The organism is Burkholderia sp. YIM B11467 (genome assembly GCF_052952715.1).
The window spans coordinates 143,333-156,282 of record NZ_JBQVSQ010000006.1 but is presented as its reverse complement, the minus strand read 5'-3'; the positions used below and the strand labels follow the sequence as shown (position 1 = coordinate 156,282).

At 68.5% G+C, this 12,950-nt stretch carries 12 protein-coding genes and 1 tRNA gene; 6 read left to right on the top strand and 7 right to left on the bottom strand.

The window, feature by feature from the left end; translation table 11 throughout:
- Positions 1 to 6 precede the first annotated feature (6 nt).
- A complete protein-coding gene (locus ACTRWB_RS21640) occupies positions 7 to 1,221 on the top strand; it encodes a DUF1501 domain-containing protein (RefSeq protein ID WP_446903177.1) in 1,215 nt (404 codons plus the stop codon).
- 10 nt (positions 1,222 to 1,231) lie between these two features.
- Here ACTRWB_RS21640 and hpnD read toward each other — a convergent pair whose 3' ends face one another.
- Positions 1,232 to 2,065, bottom strand: coding sequence for a presqualene diphosphate synthase HpnD (gene hpnD / locus ACTRWB_RS21635; protein ID WP_446903176.1), 834 nt, complete (start codon positions 2,063 to 2,065; stop codon positions 1,232 to 1,234).
- Between the two features lie 241 nt (positions 2,066 to 2,306).
- On the opposite strand from hpnD, the gene ACTRWB_RS21630 reads away from it, so the two are divergent.
- Both ACTRWB_RS21630 and ACTRWB_RS21625 read left to right on the top strand, forming a co-directional pair.
- Positions 2,307 to 2,393 (top strand) — tRNA-Leu (locus ACTRWB_RS21630).
- 193 nt (positions 2,394 to 2,586) lie between these two features.
- The gene (locus ACTRWB_RS21625; protein ID WP_446903175.1) at positions 2,587 to 2,880 is read left to right on the top strand and encodes a hypothetical protein; all 294 of its coding nucleotides are present in this window, start codon (positions 2,587 to 2,589) and stop codon (positions 2,878 to 2,880) included.
- A gap of 104 nt (positions 2,881 to 2,984) precedes the next feature.
- Here the strand turns inward: ACTRWB_RS21625 and ACTRWB_RS21620 are convergent, their stop codons facing one another.
- The 4 genes from ACTRWB_RS21620 to ACTRWB_RS21605 form a co-directional block, all read right to left on the bottom strand.
- Positions 2,985 to 3,215 carry a hypothetical protein gene (locus ACTRWB_RS21620; protein ID WP_048248508.1) on the bottom strand — a complete coding sequence of 77 codons (231 nt, stop codon included), beginning with the start codon at positions 3,213 to 3,215 and terminating at the stop codon, positions 2,985 to 2,987.
- 111 nt (positions 3,216 to 3,326) lie between these two features.
- Entirely contained in the window at positions 3,327 to 4,436 is a 1,110-nt protein-coding gene (locus tag ACTRWB_RS21615) for a class II histone deacetylase (RefSeq protein ID WP_446903174.1), read from the bottom strand.
- Positions 4,437 to 4,452: 16 nt separating this feature from the next.
- Positions 4,453 to 5,661: an MFS transporter gene (locus ACTRWB_RS21610; RefSeq protein WP_446903173.1), complete on the bottom strand. Its 1,209-nt coding sequence runs from the start codon at positions 5,659 to 5,661 to the stop codon at positions 4,453 to 4,455.
- Positions 5,662 to 5,682: 21 nt separating this feature from the next.
- Positions 5,683 to 6,729: a porin gene (locus tag ACTRWB_RS21605; protein WP_446903172.1), complete on the bottom strand. Its 1,047-nt coding sequence runs from the start codon at positions 6,727 to 6,729 to the stop codon at positions 5,683 to 5,685.
- Positions 6,730 to 7,031: 302 nt separating this feature from the next.
- Between ACTRWB_RS21605 and ACTRWB_RS21600 the strand changes: the two genes are divergently transcribed.
- Both ACTRWB_RS21600 and ACTRWB_RS21595 read left to right on the top strand, forming a co-directional pair.
- The gene (locus tag ACTRWB_RS21600) at positions 7,032 to 8,177 is read left to right on the top strand and encodes a response regulator transcription factor (protein WP_446903171.1); all 1,146 of its coding nucleotides are present in this window, start codon (positions 7,032 to 7,034) and stop codon (positions 8,175 to 8,177) included.
- A 100-nt stretch (positions 8,178 to 8,277) separates the two neighbouring features.
- Positions 8,278 to 9,276 carry a 2-dehydropantoate 2-reductase gene (locus ACTRWB_RS21595; RefSeq protein ID WP_446903170.1) on the top strand — a complete coding sequence of 333 codons (999 nt, stop codon included), beginning with the start codon at positions 8,278 to 8,280 and terminating at the stop codon, positions 9,274 to 9,276.
- 188 nt (positions 9,277 to 9,464) lie between these two features.
- On the opposite strand, the gene ACTRWB_RS21590 is transcribed toward ACTRWB_RS21595, so the two are convergent.
- Positions 9,465 to 9,914 (bottom strand): MarR family winged helix-turn-helix transcriptional regulator, encoded by a 450-nt coding sequence (locus ACTRWB_RS21590; protein WP_129512350.1) that lies wholly within the window; start codon positions 9,912 to 9,914, stop codon positions 9,465 to 9,467.
- 62 nt (positions 9,915 to 9,976) lie between these two features.
- Positions 9,977 to 11,122 carry a glycerate kinase gene (locus tag ACTRWB_RS21585; protein WP_446903169.1) on the bottom strand — a complete coding sequence of 382 codons (1,146 nt, stop codon included), beginning with the start codon at positions 11,120 to 11,122 and terminating at the stop codon, positions 9,977 to 9,979.
- Between the two features lie 375 nt (positions 11,123 to 11,497).
- On the opposite strand from ACTRWB_RS21585, the gene tig reads away from it, so the two are divergent.
- Complete coding sequence (tig, locus tag ACTRWB_RS21580; RefSeq protein ID WP_129512348.1) at positions 11,498 to 12,844, top strand: trigger factor; 1,347 nt, start codon at positions 11,498 to 11,500, stop codon at positions 12,842 to 12,844.
- The last annotated feature ends 106 nt before the right edge of the window (positions 12,845 to 12,950 follow it).

Below are 12,950 nucleotides of genomic sequence, written 5' to 3'. Positions count from 1 at the left end.
TGCGCGATGAACCGACGTGATTTTCTGACGCTGACGGCCGCGGCGGCCGCGGCCGGTGTGTCGATGTGGCAGTCGCCCGCGCTGGCGGCTGCATCGACGGGACGGCAACCGGCGGCCGGGTATGCGAACGTGCTGATCCTCGTCGAGCTGAAGGGCGGCAACGACGGCCTCAACACGGTGGTGCCGTATGCGGACCCGCTGTATTACCAGTTCCGGCGCAGCATCGGCATCAAGCGCGAGCAGGTGCTGCAGCTCGACGCGCACACGGGGCTGCACCCGTCGCTCGCGCCGCTGATGCCGCTGTGGCGCGACGGACAGGTCGCGGTCGTGCAGGGCGTCGGTTATCCGCAGCCGAACCTGTCGCATTTCCGCTCGATCGAGATCTGGGATACCGCGTCGCGCTCGGACCAGTACCTGCATGAAGGCTGGCTCACGCGCACGTTCGCGCAGGCGCCCGTGCCGCCCGGTTTCGCGGCGGACGGCGTCGTGCTCGGCAGCGCCGAGATGGGGCCGCTCGCGAACGGCGCGCGCGCGATCGCGCTCGTCAATCCCGCGCAGTTCATCCGTGCGGCCCGGCTCGCCGAGCCGTCGTCGCTGCGCGAGCAGAACCCGGCGCTCGCGCACATCATCGACGTCGAGAACGACATCGTGAAGGCGGCCGACCGGTTGCGTCCGCGCGGCGGGATGCGTGAATTCAAGACGGCATTTCCGGCCGGCGCGTTCGGCACGTCGGTCAAGACCGCGATGCAGGTGCTGGCCGCGTGCGAAGCGTCCGGGCCAGGCGCGCAGGATGGTGTCGCGGTGCTGCGCCTGACGCTCAACGGCTTCGACACGCACCAGAACCAGCCGGGGCAGCAGGCCGCGCTGCTCAAGCAGTTCGCGGAAGGGATGAGCGCGATGCGCGGCGCGCTGATCGAGCTCGGGCGCTGGAACCAGACGCTCGTGATGACGTATGCGGAATTCGGGCGGCGCGTGCGCGAGAACCAGAGCAACGGCACCGATCACGGCACGGCCGCGCCGCATTTCGTGATGGGGGGCCGGGTGGCCGGCGGGCTGTATGGCGCGCCGCCGGCGCTCGGGCGACTCGACGGCAACGGCAACCTGCCGGTCGCGGTCGATTTCCGCCAGCTCTACGCGACCGTGCTGGGTCCGTGGTGGGGGCTCGACGCGACGCGCGTGCTGCAGCAGCGCTTCGACACGCTGCCGTTGTTGAAGGCGTGATGCGCCGGGTTCAGCGCCGGCGCGCGGCGCGCCACGCGATCCACAGCTTGCGGATCGGCGTCAGCGCGATGCGCTGGTGCAGCACCTGGTAGCCGCCGCGTTCGATTTCGTCGAGCAGCGCGCCGGCCAGTGCGATCTGCGCGCGCAGCGTGCGCTGCGCGCGGCGTTCGGATGCGGGGATCGCCGCTTCAGCGGCGGCAAGCGCCTCGCGCGCGCGGGCCGTCTGGAATTGCAGCAATTCGGTGAAGGCCGGGCTGTAGCGGCGGTTCAGCAGATCGGCCGCGGTCACGTTGTAGCGCTGCAGTTCGTCGATCGGCAGGTAGATGCGGCCGTTGCGCGCGTCGTTGCCGAGTTCCTGCACGAATTGCGCGAGCATCAGCGCGTGGCCGGCGTTCGCGGCCCACGGTTGCGGGTCGGCCGGGTTCGCGGCGCCTGCGCGCGCGACCAGTGACGCGAAGGTGCCACCGGCCTGTGCGATGTAGCGCTGCAGGTTCGCGAAATCGAGGTAGCGCGCCTGTTCGAGGTCCATCCCGTAACCGTTGACGAGCGTGCGCAGCGCGTCGGCCTCGGCGGCGATCGCCGGATGATGCTGCGCGAGCGCCTTCGTGACGGGGTGCGACGGTTCTCCGGCGGCCAGCGCCGCGAGTTCCTTGTGCCACCACGCGAGCTTCGTGTGTCCGACGGTCGGGTCGCTGGTTTCCTTGACGGTTTCCTCGAGTTCGCGACGCAGTGCGAACAGCGCCGTCAGGCGCGGCTGCGCGGCGAGCGGCGCCTGACGCAACGCGTAGTAGACGCTGGAGCCTGCGGGGGCGGCCTTTTGCTGACAGTAGTCGTCGAAGTTCACGGGCGGAATCGTGTGGGGGGGGCGGGTTCGGGGGACGCGCGACGGCACGGTGCCGAAACGTCGAGCGCGGCATTCTAGCACCGCCGCACGACGGGTGCCGGCGGGGCGAGACAAGGCCGCACGGATCGGGTAGAATCTCGCGCTCGCCTGATCGGGCCTGCCGGTTTTCGGGCCGGCGTGACGTCCCGGGCGCGTGGACAACGCATCTTGCGTGCCGCGCGGTCAGGCGACAGAAAAATACGCGTGAGTGGCGAAATTGGTAGACGCACCAGGTTTAGGTCCTGACGCCCGCAAGGGTGTGCCGGTTCGAGTCCGGCCTCACGCACCAGAAGTTGAACACGCATCCGCCAGGATGCGTGTTCCGGAAAAAGCGCTGCCGGTCGGCTGACCGCAGCGCTTTTTCTTTTGATGCCGGCGCTTTCTCTGGAATGCGGGCACTAACGAGCGCTCACGGAACGTCGGCCGCGCGTAATATCGTGATCACTTTTCAAATAAGAAGCACATTACGCCGAGGGCCACCGATGAAGAACACCGCACGCTTGCCGATTTCCATTTTCGCGCTGATGCTGGCCGCACCGGCATTTGCCGCTACACCCGCCGAAAACGTCGCATGGAGCGCCAAGCCCATGCAGACGGTTGCAGCGTCGCCGGCGTGCTCCGCCTACTCGGGGCGGCCGATCTCGAGCGGCGAGCCGCCGTCGACGGAATCCGTGCTGAAAGCGCTCGGCACGTCGCTGGCCGGCGCCGCGCTGGGCGCTGTTGCTGGCGGATATCAGGGCGCAGCCCCCAATCCGTGCCCGCGCCCCGGCCTGTGACCGGTTCGCAAGCGAACCGCAGGGATCGCCGCTTCGTCTGAAACAAGCTCGACAACAAGCGCCGCGCGTCGCCCGACCGCGGCGCTTTGTCATTTCAGACGCGCCTACTCCCAGAAGCTCCGGATCGCGACCGCCACGATCACCGGCACCGAGAACACCAGCGGGATCGCGAAATACTGCGCTTCGCGATCGACGACCCAGCTATAGATCACCCACGCCGCGCCGATCGCGAACGTGATGAGGCCGACCGTCACGGCGGCAATGTTCAGGACCAGCTTCGAAGGCTGGCGGCGCGTCTTGGCATTGTCGTTGTTATCGCGCGGGGACGATTTCATCGGAAGAGTGCGGCTTCGGGCCGGAACAGGGGTAAGTGCACAGGAAACCCCATCCGCACGGATCGCGCAAGGGCCGGCGCGTGCCGGCCCCGTCACGCGGGTTCCCGCGCGTTACAACCCGAACGCCGCGGCCAGCTCATCGAGCAGCTCGCGCTGGAACGCGACGAACCGCTCGCCCGGCTGCTGTGCGATCGCGAGATCGAGCATCGGATCGGCGACGTCGGTGCGGATGCCGGCCAGTTCCTCGACGATCGCGAGCCCGCAGAACGGCACGTACGCTTCCGAATACCCGCCTTCATGAACGATCACGAGCCGTCCGCCGCAATGGCGCTGCGCAGCATCCTTCACCGCGCGCGTCATGAACCGGTAGCTGTCGGAATGTAGTTGCATGCGCGCAAGCGGATCGACCGCGCTCGCGTCGAGGCCGCTCGCAACGACGATCAGCTCGGGCCGGAAACGCTCCAGCGCCGGCAGCACGATCCGCTCGAACGCGTAGCGATACGCGTCGTCGCCGCTGCCCGCGAGCAGCGGCACGTTCAGGTTCGCGCCGACGCCCGCGCCTTCGCCGCGATCGTCCGCGCCGCTGTAGCCGGGCGGGAAGCAGCGGTCCTGGTGCAGCGAGATCGTCAGCGTGTCCGGATCGTCGTAGTAGATCGACTGCGTGCCGTTGCCGTGATGCACGTCCCAGTCGATCACCGCGACGCGCTCGATGCCGTGTTTCGCGCGGGCGGCCTCGATCGCGATCGGGATGTTCGCCAGCAGGCAGAAGCCCATCGGCCGGTCGCGCAGGCAGTGATGGCCGGGCGGCCGCGACAGCGAGAACGCATTCGCCGCGTGCTCGGCGACGACGGTGTCGACGGCCGCGATCGCGAGGCCGGCCGACAGCGCGGCGATCTCGTAGCTGCCTTTGCCGAACGGCGCGAGATCGCCGAGGTCGCCGCCGTTCGTGTCGCTGAGTGCGCGGAACGCGTCGAGATATCGCGCGGGATGAATGCGCAGCAGGTCGGCGGTCGACGCCGGCGCGGCGCCGCGCAGGTCGAGCTGTGCGGCCAGGCCCGACGCCTGCACGAGCGACAGGAAGCGACGCTTCGAGTCGGGCGATTCCGCGTAACCCGCGCTCGATGGCGGCTGGACCCAGCCGCCGACCGGGAAGAACAGCGCGTGCGTGCCGCCGGTATGCCAGAAAGTGCGTTCGTCGGTAAAGAAGGCAGTGCGGTTCATGGACGTTTGTGACCTGTCACGGTTGGGAGGAAACGGAAGCGCGTGCGCGGCGATCGAGATGGCGCAGCGCGGCGAACGAGACAATGGCGACGGCCGTCGCGGCCGAGAACAGCGCGCGCATCGTGCCGCCGGCGTCGAGCATCAGCCCGGCGAGCAGCGGGCCGGCCGCGAGGCCGGCGCCGATCACGAAATTGAGCGTCGCGACGAGGCGGCCCGACGTGTCGATCTGTGCGACGGTCGCGAGGATGAACGGCAGCACGAACGTCCACGCGAACTTGAACGCGAAGATCGCCGCGCTGTAGCCGCCCGCGTGCCGCATCGCGGCGAGCGCAATGAGAGACGCCGCGAGCAGCGCGTAACCGGCGGCCAGCATCGCGCGTCGCGCGAGCCGGCCACCTGCGCACGACGCGAGCGCCGCGCCGGCGATCCCCATCACGCTCGCGATCGCGAGCACGTTGCCGGTCGACTGCGGGTCGAGTCCGGCTTCCGTTGCAGCGCGGCTCGCGAAGGTCCACACGCTGCCGATCGCGAGATAGAACGTCAGCACGGCACCGATCGCGAGCGCAATGAAATGCCGCGGCGTATGCGTCGTGTCGCCGCGCGCGGTTTGCGCGGTCGCCGTTCGCGTGCCGAGCGACGACGGAAAGCCGCGCGACAGCGGCGCCGCGAGCAGTGCGAGCGCGGCGAGTGCGACATACAGCGCGCGCAGCCCGAACGCGGCGAACACATGCGGCAGCAAGAACAGGCCGATCGCACCCGCGATCAACTGGCCGACGACCCACAGGCCGTACACGCGGTCGCTGTTCTCGCTGGTTGCCGCGCTCGTCATGCAGAGCACCATCAGCGAGCCGCCGCCGAGCGCCGTGACGGCGCGCAGCGCGAGCAGCACGACGAAGTCCGGCATCCACAGCGCGGTCAGCAGGTTGCCCGCGCCGAACAGCGCGATCGCGAACGCGGCGACGCGGCGCGCGTCGACACGGCCGAGCCACAGGTACGACGGCATGGTCGCGAGGCTGAACGCACCGAGTTCGACGAAGAAGTAGGTGCCGATCTGCGACGCGGACAGCCCGAGCTGCGTCGCGAGTTGGCCGGCGACGGCCGGCGCCACGAGCAGCAGCAGCGGCGTGATGGCCGCGAACACGACGAGCGCGACGAGCGTCGAGCGCGCGAAGGTCGACGCGCGGCCGTCGGGCGAAAGTGCGGCATCCGGGGACAGGGTTTTCATGGCGGGTTCTCGTGTGGGGAATCAGAACAGGTGGTACATGCCGACCATCGCGCCGAACTGGGACGCACCCGCGAGCGGCGTCGGGTCGTATTCGTAGACGGTCTGTGAGCTCTGGCCGCTGTTGCGCGCGTAACCGAGGTTCACGTATGCGACGGTGCGTTTCGACAGCGCATACGTGGTGCTCGCGATGAAGAGCGTCGGATGGCCGATCGCCGGCGTGCGCGAGTCGGTGTGGTACACGCCTGCGTTCAGGCCGATCCCGTTCGATGTCAGGTAACGCGCACCGCCCCAGACGATCGTGCGTGCCGCATCGAGGTCGCCCGTCAGGCGTTCGACGCCGGCATAGACGGTGAGCGGCAAGGTGGCGAATGCGTAACGCGCGGCGAGCGTGCCGAGTTCGCGCCGTCGCGCCGACGTGTCGTCGGCCCCCGACACGTCGCCGTGCGCCTGATGCAGCACCGCGCTGACCGACAGGCCGTTGCTCGTGTACTGGCCGCCGAGTTCGAGCACGCGTCCGGCGCGCGTATTGCCGGCGACGCCGGACGTCGCGGCAAGCGCCTCGACATCGAAGCCGGCGAACGTCGGCGACTGATACTTGACCGAGTGGTCGATGAAGTTCGCGGTCATCGGTACGATCACGCCCTGGCCGCTGTACGACGCATACCAGAGCGGGTCGTAGAACAACGTCTTGTCGAACAGCACGCTGAATTGCCGGCCGAGGGTGACGGTGCCGACGGGCCCCGCGATGCCCACGTACGCGCCGCGGAAGAACGCGTAGCCGGGCACGGTCGCGGTGCCGTCGTTGAGGTTGAGGCCCTGTTCGAGCTTGAACAGCGCGCGCCAGCCGCCGCCGAGATCCTCGTTGCCCTTCAGCCCGATCTGCGAAGGCAGGATGCCGTAGTTCTGCAACTGCACGGCCGAGTGACGCCCGTCGGCGTGCGTCAGGTATTGCACGCCGGCGTCGAGCGCGCCGTACAGCGTGAGGGTCGACTGCGCGTGCGCGGCGGCGCTGCACGCGGCGAGCGTCGCGGCGGCCGCGGCCGTGTGGATGAAGCGGGGTTTCGTCACGTCGGGTTCTCCATACCGTCCTGCATCGGTTTGTCGTTGGTGTTGTCGCGACGCAGTGTCCGCAGCGGGAAAACTGTCGAACAGTCGTACAGATGAACGGTGCGGAAAACCCGCGGTGCGCGGCATGGACGCAGCGCGATGCCGCGACGTGGCGTGCTGCGCAGCAGCAACGTGTTGCGCACCGTTCAAATGGATGGGGTTGATGCCCGTTCCGGCACCGTGGCCCGCCAAAAAAGCCGCTCGCTATAATCGGCCGGTGTCGTTGCGCACATCAGCAGCCCGATCGGGCAGGGGAGCGGAAGGTGAGGATCACGACGGATATCGGGCAGGATCTCGATGCGCTGCGCGACGTGCCGGCCGCCATCGTGCTCGACGAATTCGCGTGGCCGCCGCGGCCGTCCCGCCGTGCCGATTTCGACGGCGTCACGCGGGGCGACGCGTCGCAGCGCGAACTCGGGCTGATGCTGCTCGACCTGTACGCGGTAGCCGCGCAGTCCGGCATCGGCGAATTCGAATACCGCTTCTTTTCGCTGCTGCAGGCGCTCGTTCCGTTCGATGCCGCATGGACCGGCGTCGCGACGCATGCGCCGACCGGCCCGGTGATGCACAACAGCTTCCTGTTCCGCCTGCCGCACGCGTTCTTCAGCGACTGGAAACGCGTGCGCGATTGCGACCCGCTTGCGCACCGCACGTTGCACGGCGCGCACGGTCGCGCGGTGCGGCTGTCGGTCGTCGAGCCGGGGCTCGATGCGCGGTTTCGCGACTGGTGCGTGAAGTACGGGCTCGCGCAACTGATGTGCGTGTGCACGCTCGATCGCCGCTTCGGCCTGACGACGTTCATGTCGATCTACCGCCAGGGCCTGAATCGCCCGTTCAGCGACGACGATGCGCGCCGTTTCGAGGAAGTGATTCCGCATCTGGCGGCCGCGCTCACGATCAATCGCGCCGCGCAGCTCACGCGCGAACGCGGCGATACGGTTGCGCCGGCGGCGCGCGCGCTGTGCGACAACTTCGGCGTGCTGCATCATGCCGATCACGGTTTCGACGACGTGCTGCGCACCGAATGGCCGGCATGGGTCGGCGCGCGCGTGCCGGAGCCCCTCGTCGCACACCTGCGGCGCCAGACGGGCCAGCCGTTCGTCGGCGAGGCATTGCGCATCCAGTGCGTGCCCGTCGCGGGGCTGTTCCAGATCGAGGCGCGGCCACGCTCGCTGCTCGACCGGTTGAGCCCGCGCGAACTCGCGGCGATCCGTTATTACGGCGCCGGGCGTTCGCACAAGGAAGTCGCGCAGCAGATGGCGATTTCGCCGACGACCGTGCGTCACTATCTGCGCTGCGCGTACCGCAAGCTCGGCATGCACGACAAGAGCCAGATCGCGGGCGTGCTCGGCGCGACGGGCGGCGCGGCCGACGACGAGCCGGTGGCTGCCGGCGGCGAGCCACGCTGAAGCGGGTGAGCGCGGGCGTGCCGCACGCCGTCATGCGAATGGTTGTGCCCGCAACCATTGAGCGTTATCCTCGTCAGCTCCCAGGAGACGGAATTCCATCATGAACGACACGAATTCAGGGTCGGTGCGCGCAGCAGTGGTTGGTGTGGGCGCGATCGGCGGATTGCTCGCGGCCGCGCTGTCGCGGGCCGGCATGACCGTGAGCGCGTACGCGCGCGGCGCAACGCTCGATGCGCTGAACACGCACGGCGTGCGCGTGATCGACGAGGCGGGCGTTGTTTCGTCGGTGCCGGTGCGTGCGAGCGACGATGCGGCCGCGCTCGGCGTGCAGGACTACGTGGTGATCGCGCTGAAGGCGCAGGCGCTGCCGGCGCTGGCCGCGCGCATTGCGCCGCTGGTCGGGCCGCACACCGTGATCGTCGCCGCGATGAACGGGCTGCCATGGTGGTTTACGCACGGGCTCGAAGGGCCGATCGACGGCGTGCCGCTCGACGCGGTCGATCCGGCCGGCGCCGTGTCGGCGGCGTTGCCGCCCGCGCAGGCGATCGGCTGCGTCGTGCACCTGTCGTCGAGCACCGACGCGCCGGGCGTCGTGCGCCGCGGTCGCGGCAACCGGCTGATCGTCGGTGCCCCCGATGCACGACTCGACGCGGCCACCGCGCGGTTTGCCGCGGCGCTTGCGGCGGGTGGTTTCGACGTCGAGTCGACGCCCGCGATCCGGACCGAGATCTGGACGAAGCTGTGGGGCAACATGAACATGAATCCGTTGAGCGCGCTGACGGGGTCGACGGCCGAGCAGTTGCTCGACGATCCGTTCACGCAGGATCTCGCGCTGCGGATGATGGAAGAGGCCACCGCGATCGGCACGAAGCTCGGTCTGTCGACGGGGATGAGCGGGCCCGAGCGGATCGCGGTCACGCGCAAGCTGGGTGCGTTCAAGACGTCGATGCTGCAGGATTTCGAAGCGGGGCGTTCGCTCGAGATCGGGCCGATCCTCGGCGTGTTTCCGGAACTCGGGCGCAAGCTCGACGTGCCGACGCCGTATTGCGACGCGGTGCTCGGGCTGGTGCGCCAGCGCGCGGAAAACAGCGGCCTGTAGTGGGTGCGAGGCCGCTGCATGCGCGGCCTCGGCCCGGCGGCGAACCGCGAACCTTTCGACGCCGCCGCATGATGCAAAGCGGGCCGCCCGCGCCGCTGGTGATGCGACCCGGGTGGCCCGTCGAATTCATCTGATCAATGCCGCCGGCAAGGTTCGGCCGCGTGCCGCCGCCGAACCCGCGATGCGGCTCAGTCGTCCCGCTCGGTCGCGTGCGCGACGACCTTGTCGAGCAGCCGTTCGAACGTCTGGCGTTCGCTGTCGGACAGGCATGCGAGCAAGCCGTCGTTCCACTTGCGCACGATCGGCATGATCTTGCGATGCAGCGCGCGGCCGTCGGCGGTCAGCGCGATCAGCACGATCCGGCCATCCTCGTCGCTCGCGCTGCGCTCGAGCAGCCCCTGGCGCAACAGCGCTTCGGCCGCGCGGCTCGCCTGGCTCTTGTCGAGATTGGTGTGGCGCGCGAGATCCATGATCGAAAACGGACCGAAGGCGCCGACGGCGGCGATCACGCGCGCCTCGGGCAGCGAGATGTCGAGCTTGTGCCGATACACCTCGCCGATCCCGCGGTCGGATCGCTTCGTGAGCGCGTGGAGGCGATAGGTCAGAAACTGATCGAGCCCGGCTTGACGGCCTTTCATGTCGAATCCTGAAGAAAAAGGGCGGGCCCGATTGTTCCTGTATCGCGCGCTCGGGTCAACGGTCAGTGTGCGCCGTATTTCAGGCGCGTCAATTGCTCCGCTTCGTTCGCGAGCAGGTTCGCCGCGTCGCGGATCGCGACGTCGAGCGTGATCGGCCCGGGAGCCGGCGAGAAGCAGCCGGAAAAATGTTCGGACAGGCGCGGCAGCGCGGCCGGGTCGACCGCGCCCGACAACAGCGACGCCGGCACGCCGGCGGCCTGCGCATGCCGGCACGCGATGAACGGCGCCTTGCCGTGCAGCGTCTGCACGTCGGAGCGGCCTTCGCCGGTGATCAGCCAGTCGGCGCCGGCAAGCGCCGCGTCGAGCCCGACCTGCCGCGCGACCACTTCGGCGCCGGCTTCGAATTGCGCGCCGAGCATGTGCAGCGCGAAACCGAGGCCGCCCGCGGCGCCGGCGCCCGGCAGATCGCGGCCGCGCCGGTCGAGCGCGGCCTCGAGCAGGTCGGCGAAGCGGCCGAGTGCGGTGTCGAGCGTCGCAACCTGCTCGGGCGTCACGCCCTTTTGCGGGCCGAACACGGCGGTTGCGCCGTGCGCGCCCGTCAGCGGGTTGTCGACGTCGGACATGCCGATGAATTCCGTTTCCTTCAGGCGCGGGTCGAGCCCCGACGCGTCGATGCGCGCGATGTCGGCGAGCCGCGACGGCACGGGTTCGACCGGCTGGCCGCCGGCGTCGAAGCACTGCAGGCCGAGGCCCGCGAGCAGCCCGGCGCCCGCGTCGTTGGTGCTGCTGCCGCCGAGCGCGACGAAGAAGCGGCGCACGCCGTCGTCGAGCAGCGTGCGGATCGCCTCGCCCATCCCGCGCGTGCTGCGCGCATCCACCGGCACGCTCATGCCGACCGGGTCGGTAATGCCGACGATCTCGGCCGTCTCGACGATCGCGGTGCGCGCGTCGATCACGCCGACCGCCGCGTCGCGTGCCGCGAGCGACGCGCCGGCCACCCGCAGCGCGCGCCGCGTGCCGCCGCCTGCCAGCATCGCGTCGAGCGTGCCTTCGCCGCCGTCGGCCATCGGGCAGCAGCGCACGACCGCATCGGGGCGGGCGCGGCGGATGCCGGTGGCGATCGCATCCGCGACCTGCTCGGCGGAAAGCGAGCCTTTGAACGAATCGGGCGCGATGACGACGACAGGCGCGGACGGGTGTTGCGGCATGGTGTCTCCGGAAGGCGTGATTGGTGTGAAGAATAATGGGGGCGCGACGGCGCCTCACCCTCAATCGGAGCTTACAGGATGGCGGGCCCGTGGTGGATACGGCGTTCGGCATAGCGGCGATCCGCGCGCATTGCCGTGCAACGGGTTGCCGACACGGCGGGGACGCATGCGCGTCGCGCCGATCTGGCGGTGTGAGGAAAATTGTTTGCTAGAATAGTCGATTCTTCCGGCCAAAGCCGTGCTCCGAGCCGCTTGCGCTAGCCATTCGGCACGTGCAGGGATGGCGTGGCGCTCCGGCGCGGCGTATGCAATGCCGCAGGCAGGCACGGCAAGGAAAACCCGATTCGCTCGAATAATTTTAGGACGATTGAAGCCATGGCTAACGTTGTTGAGAACCTCGGCAAGCTTGAACGCCGCGTGACGATTTCCCTGCCGAAAGACACCGTGCAGAAGGAAATCGACACCCGTATCCAGAAACTCGCGAAGACCGTGCGCATGCCGGGTTTCCGCCCGGGCAAGGTGCCGCTGAAGATGGTCGCGCAACAGTACGCGGGTCAGGTCGAGGCGGAAGTGCTGAGCGACAAGATCGGCCAGGAATTCTTCACGATCAGCCGCGCGGAAAACCTGCGCGTCGCCGGCCAGCCGAGCTTCGAGCCGAAGCAGGAACAGGCTGAAGATGCGTACGCGTTCGACGCGACGTTCGAGGTCTACCCGGAAGTGAAGATCGGCGATCTGGCGACGGCTGAAGTCGAGCGCTCGACGACGTCGATCGGCGACGCCGAAATCGACCGTACGCTGGACATCCTGCGCAAGCAGCGCGTGCACTTCCACGCACGCGGCGAAGCCGGCGACCATGGTGACGGCGGTGCGGACACCGCAGCCAAGAACGGCGACCGCGTGACGGTCGACTTCGTCGGCAAGATCGACGACGTCGCATTCCAGGGCGGCACCGCTGAAGATTTCCCGTTCGTGCTCGGCGAAGGCCGCATGCTGCCGGAATTCGAAACCGCGGCGCTGGGCCTGAAGGCCGGCGAAGCGCGCACGTTCGACCTGAAGTTCCCGGACGACTACCACGGTGCTGACGTGGCGGGCAAGACCGCGCAATTCACGGTCACGATGAAGAAGATCGAGTGGCCGCACCTGCCGGAAATCGACGGCGAATTCGCGAAGTCGCTCGGCATCGAAGACGGCGACCTCACGAAGATGCGCGGCGAGATCAAGGAAAACCTCGAACGCGAAGCGAAGCGCCGCACGCAATCCATCGTCAAGAACCAGGTGATGGACGCGCTGCTGAAGATTTCCGAACTCGACGTGCCGAAGGCGCTGATCGAGCAGGACCAGCAACGCCTCGTCGAAATGGCTCGCCAGGATCTGGCGCAGCGCGGCGTGCCGAACGCGAAGGACGCACCGATCCCGGCCGAGATGTTCGCCGAGCAGGCCGAGCGTCGCGTGAAGCTGGGCCTCGTGCTGGCCGAGCTCGTGAAGTCGAACAACCTCGAAGCGAAGCCGGAACAGATCCGCGCGGAAGTCGACGAGTTCGCCAAGAGCTACGAAGACCCGAAGGAAGTGGTCCGCTGGTATTATTCCAACCAGCAGCGCCTCGCCGAGATGGAAGCGTTCGTCGTTGAAAGCAACGTCGTCGATTTCGTGCTGGGCAAGGCGAAGGTGACGGACAAGGAAGTGAGCTTCGAGGCACTCGCGAGCGCATCGGCGCAAGCGTAAGTGTCGCTCTAGCGGCGTGCCGGCTGTCGGAGCGACGGCCCGCACGCCGTTTTTACGTCAAGCGCACGGTTGCCATTAATATGGCGATTGAGCGGGCGGCTTCCTT

Bases quoted from the DNA above. Each gene is read 5' to 3' on its own strand.
- ACTRWB_RS21640 (WP_446903177.1), top strand. From the start codon at position 7: ATGAACCGACGTGATTTTCTGACGCTGACGGCCGCGGCGGCCGCGGCC.
- ACTRWB_RS21625 (WP_446903175.1), top strand. From the start codon at position 2,587: ATGAAGAACACCGCACGCTTGCCGATTTCCATTTTCGCGCTGATGCTG.
- ACTRWB_RS21620 (WP_048248508.1), bottom strand. From the start codon at position 3,215: ATGAAATCGTCCCCGCGCGATAACAACGACAATGCCAAGACGCGCCGC.
- ACTRWB_RS21615 (WP_446903174.1), bottom strand. From the start codon at position 4,436: ATGAACCGCACTGCCTTCTTTACCGACGAACGCACTTTCTGGCATACC.
- ACTRWB_RS21610 (WP_446903173.1), bottom strand. From the start codon at position 5,661: ATGAAAACCCTGTCCCCGGATGCCGCACTTTCGCCCGACGGCCGCGCG.
- ACTRWB_RS21595 (WP_446903170.1), top strand. From the start codon at position 8,278: ATGAACGACACGAATTCAGGGTCGGTGCGCGCAGCAGTGGTTGGTGTG.
- ACTRWB_RS21590 (WP_129512350.1), bottom strand. From the start codon at position 9,914: ATGAAAGGCCGTCAAGCCGGGCTCGATCAGTTTCTGACCTATCGCCTC.
- ACTRWB_RS21585 (WP_446903169.1), bottom strand. From the start codon at position 11,122: ATGCCGCAACACCCGTCCGCGCCTGTCGTCGTCATCGCGCCCGATTCG.
- tig (WP_129512348.1), top strand. From the start codon at position 11,498: ATGGCTAACGTTGTTGAGAACCTCGGCAAGCTTGAACGCCGCGTGACG.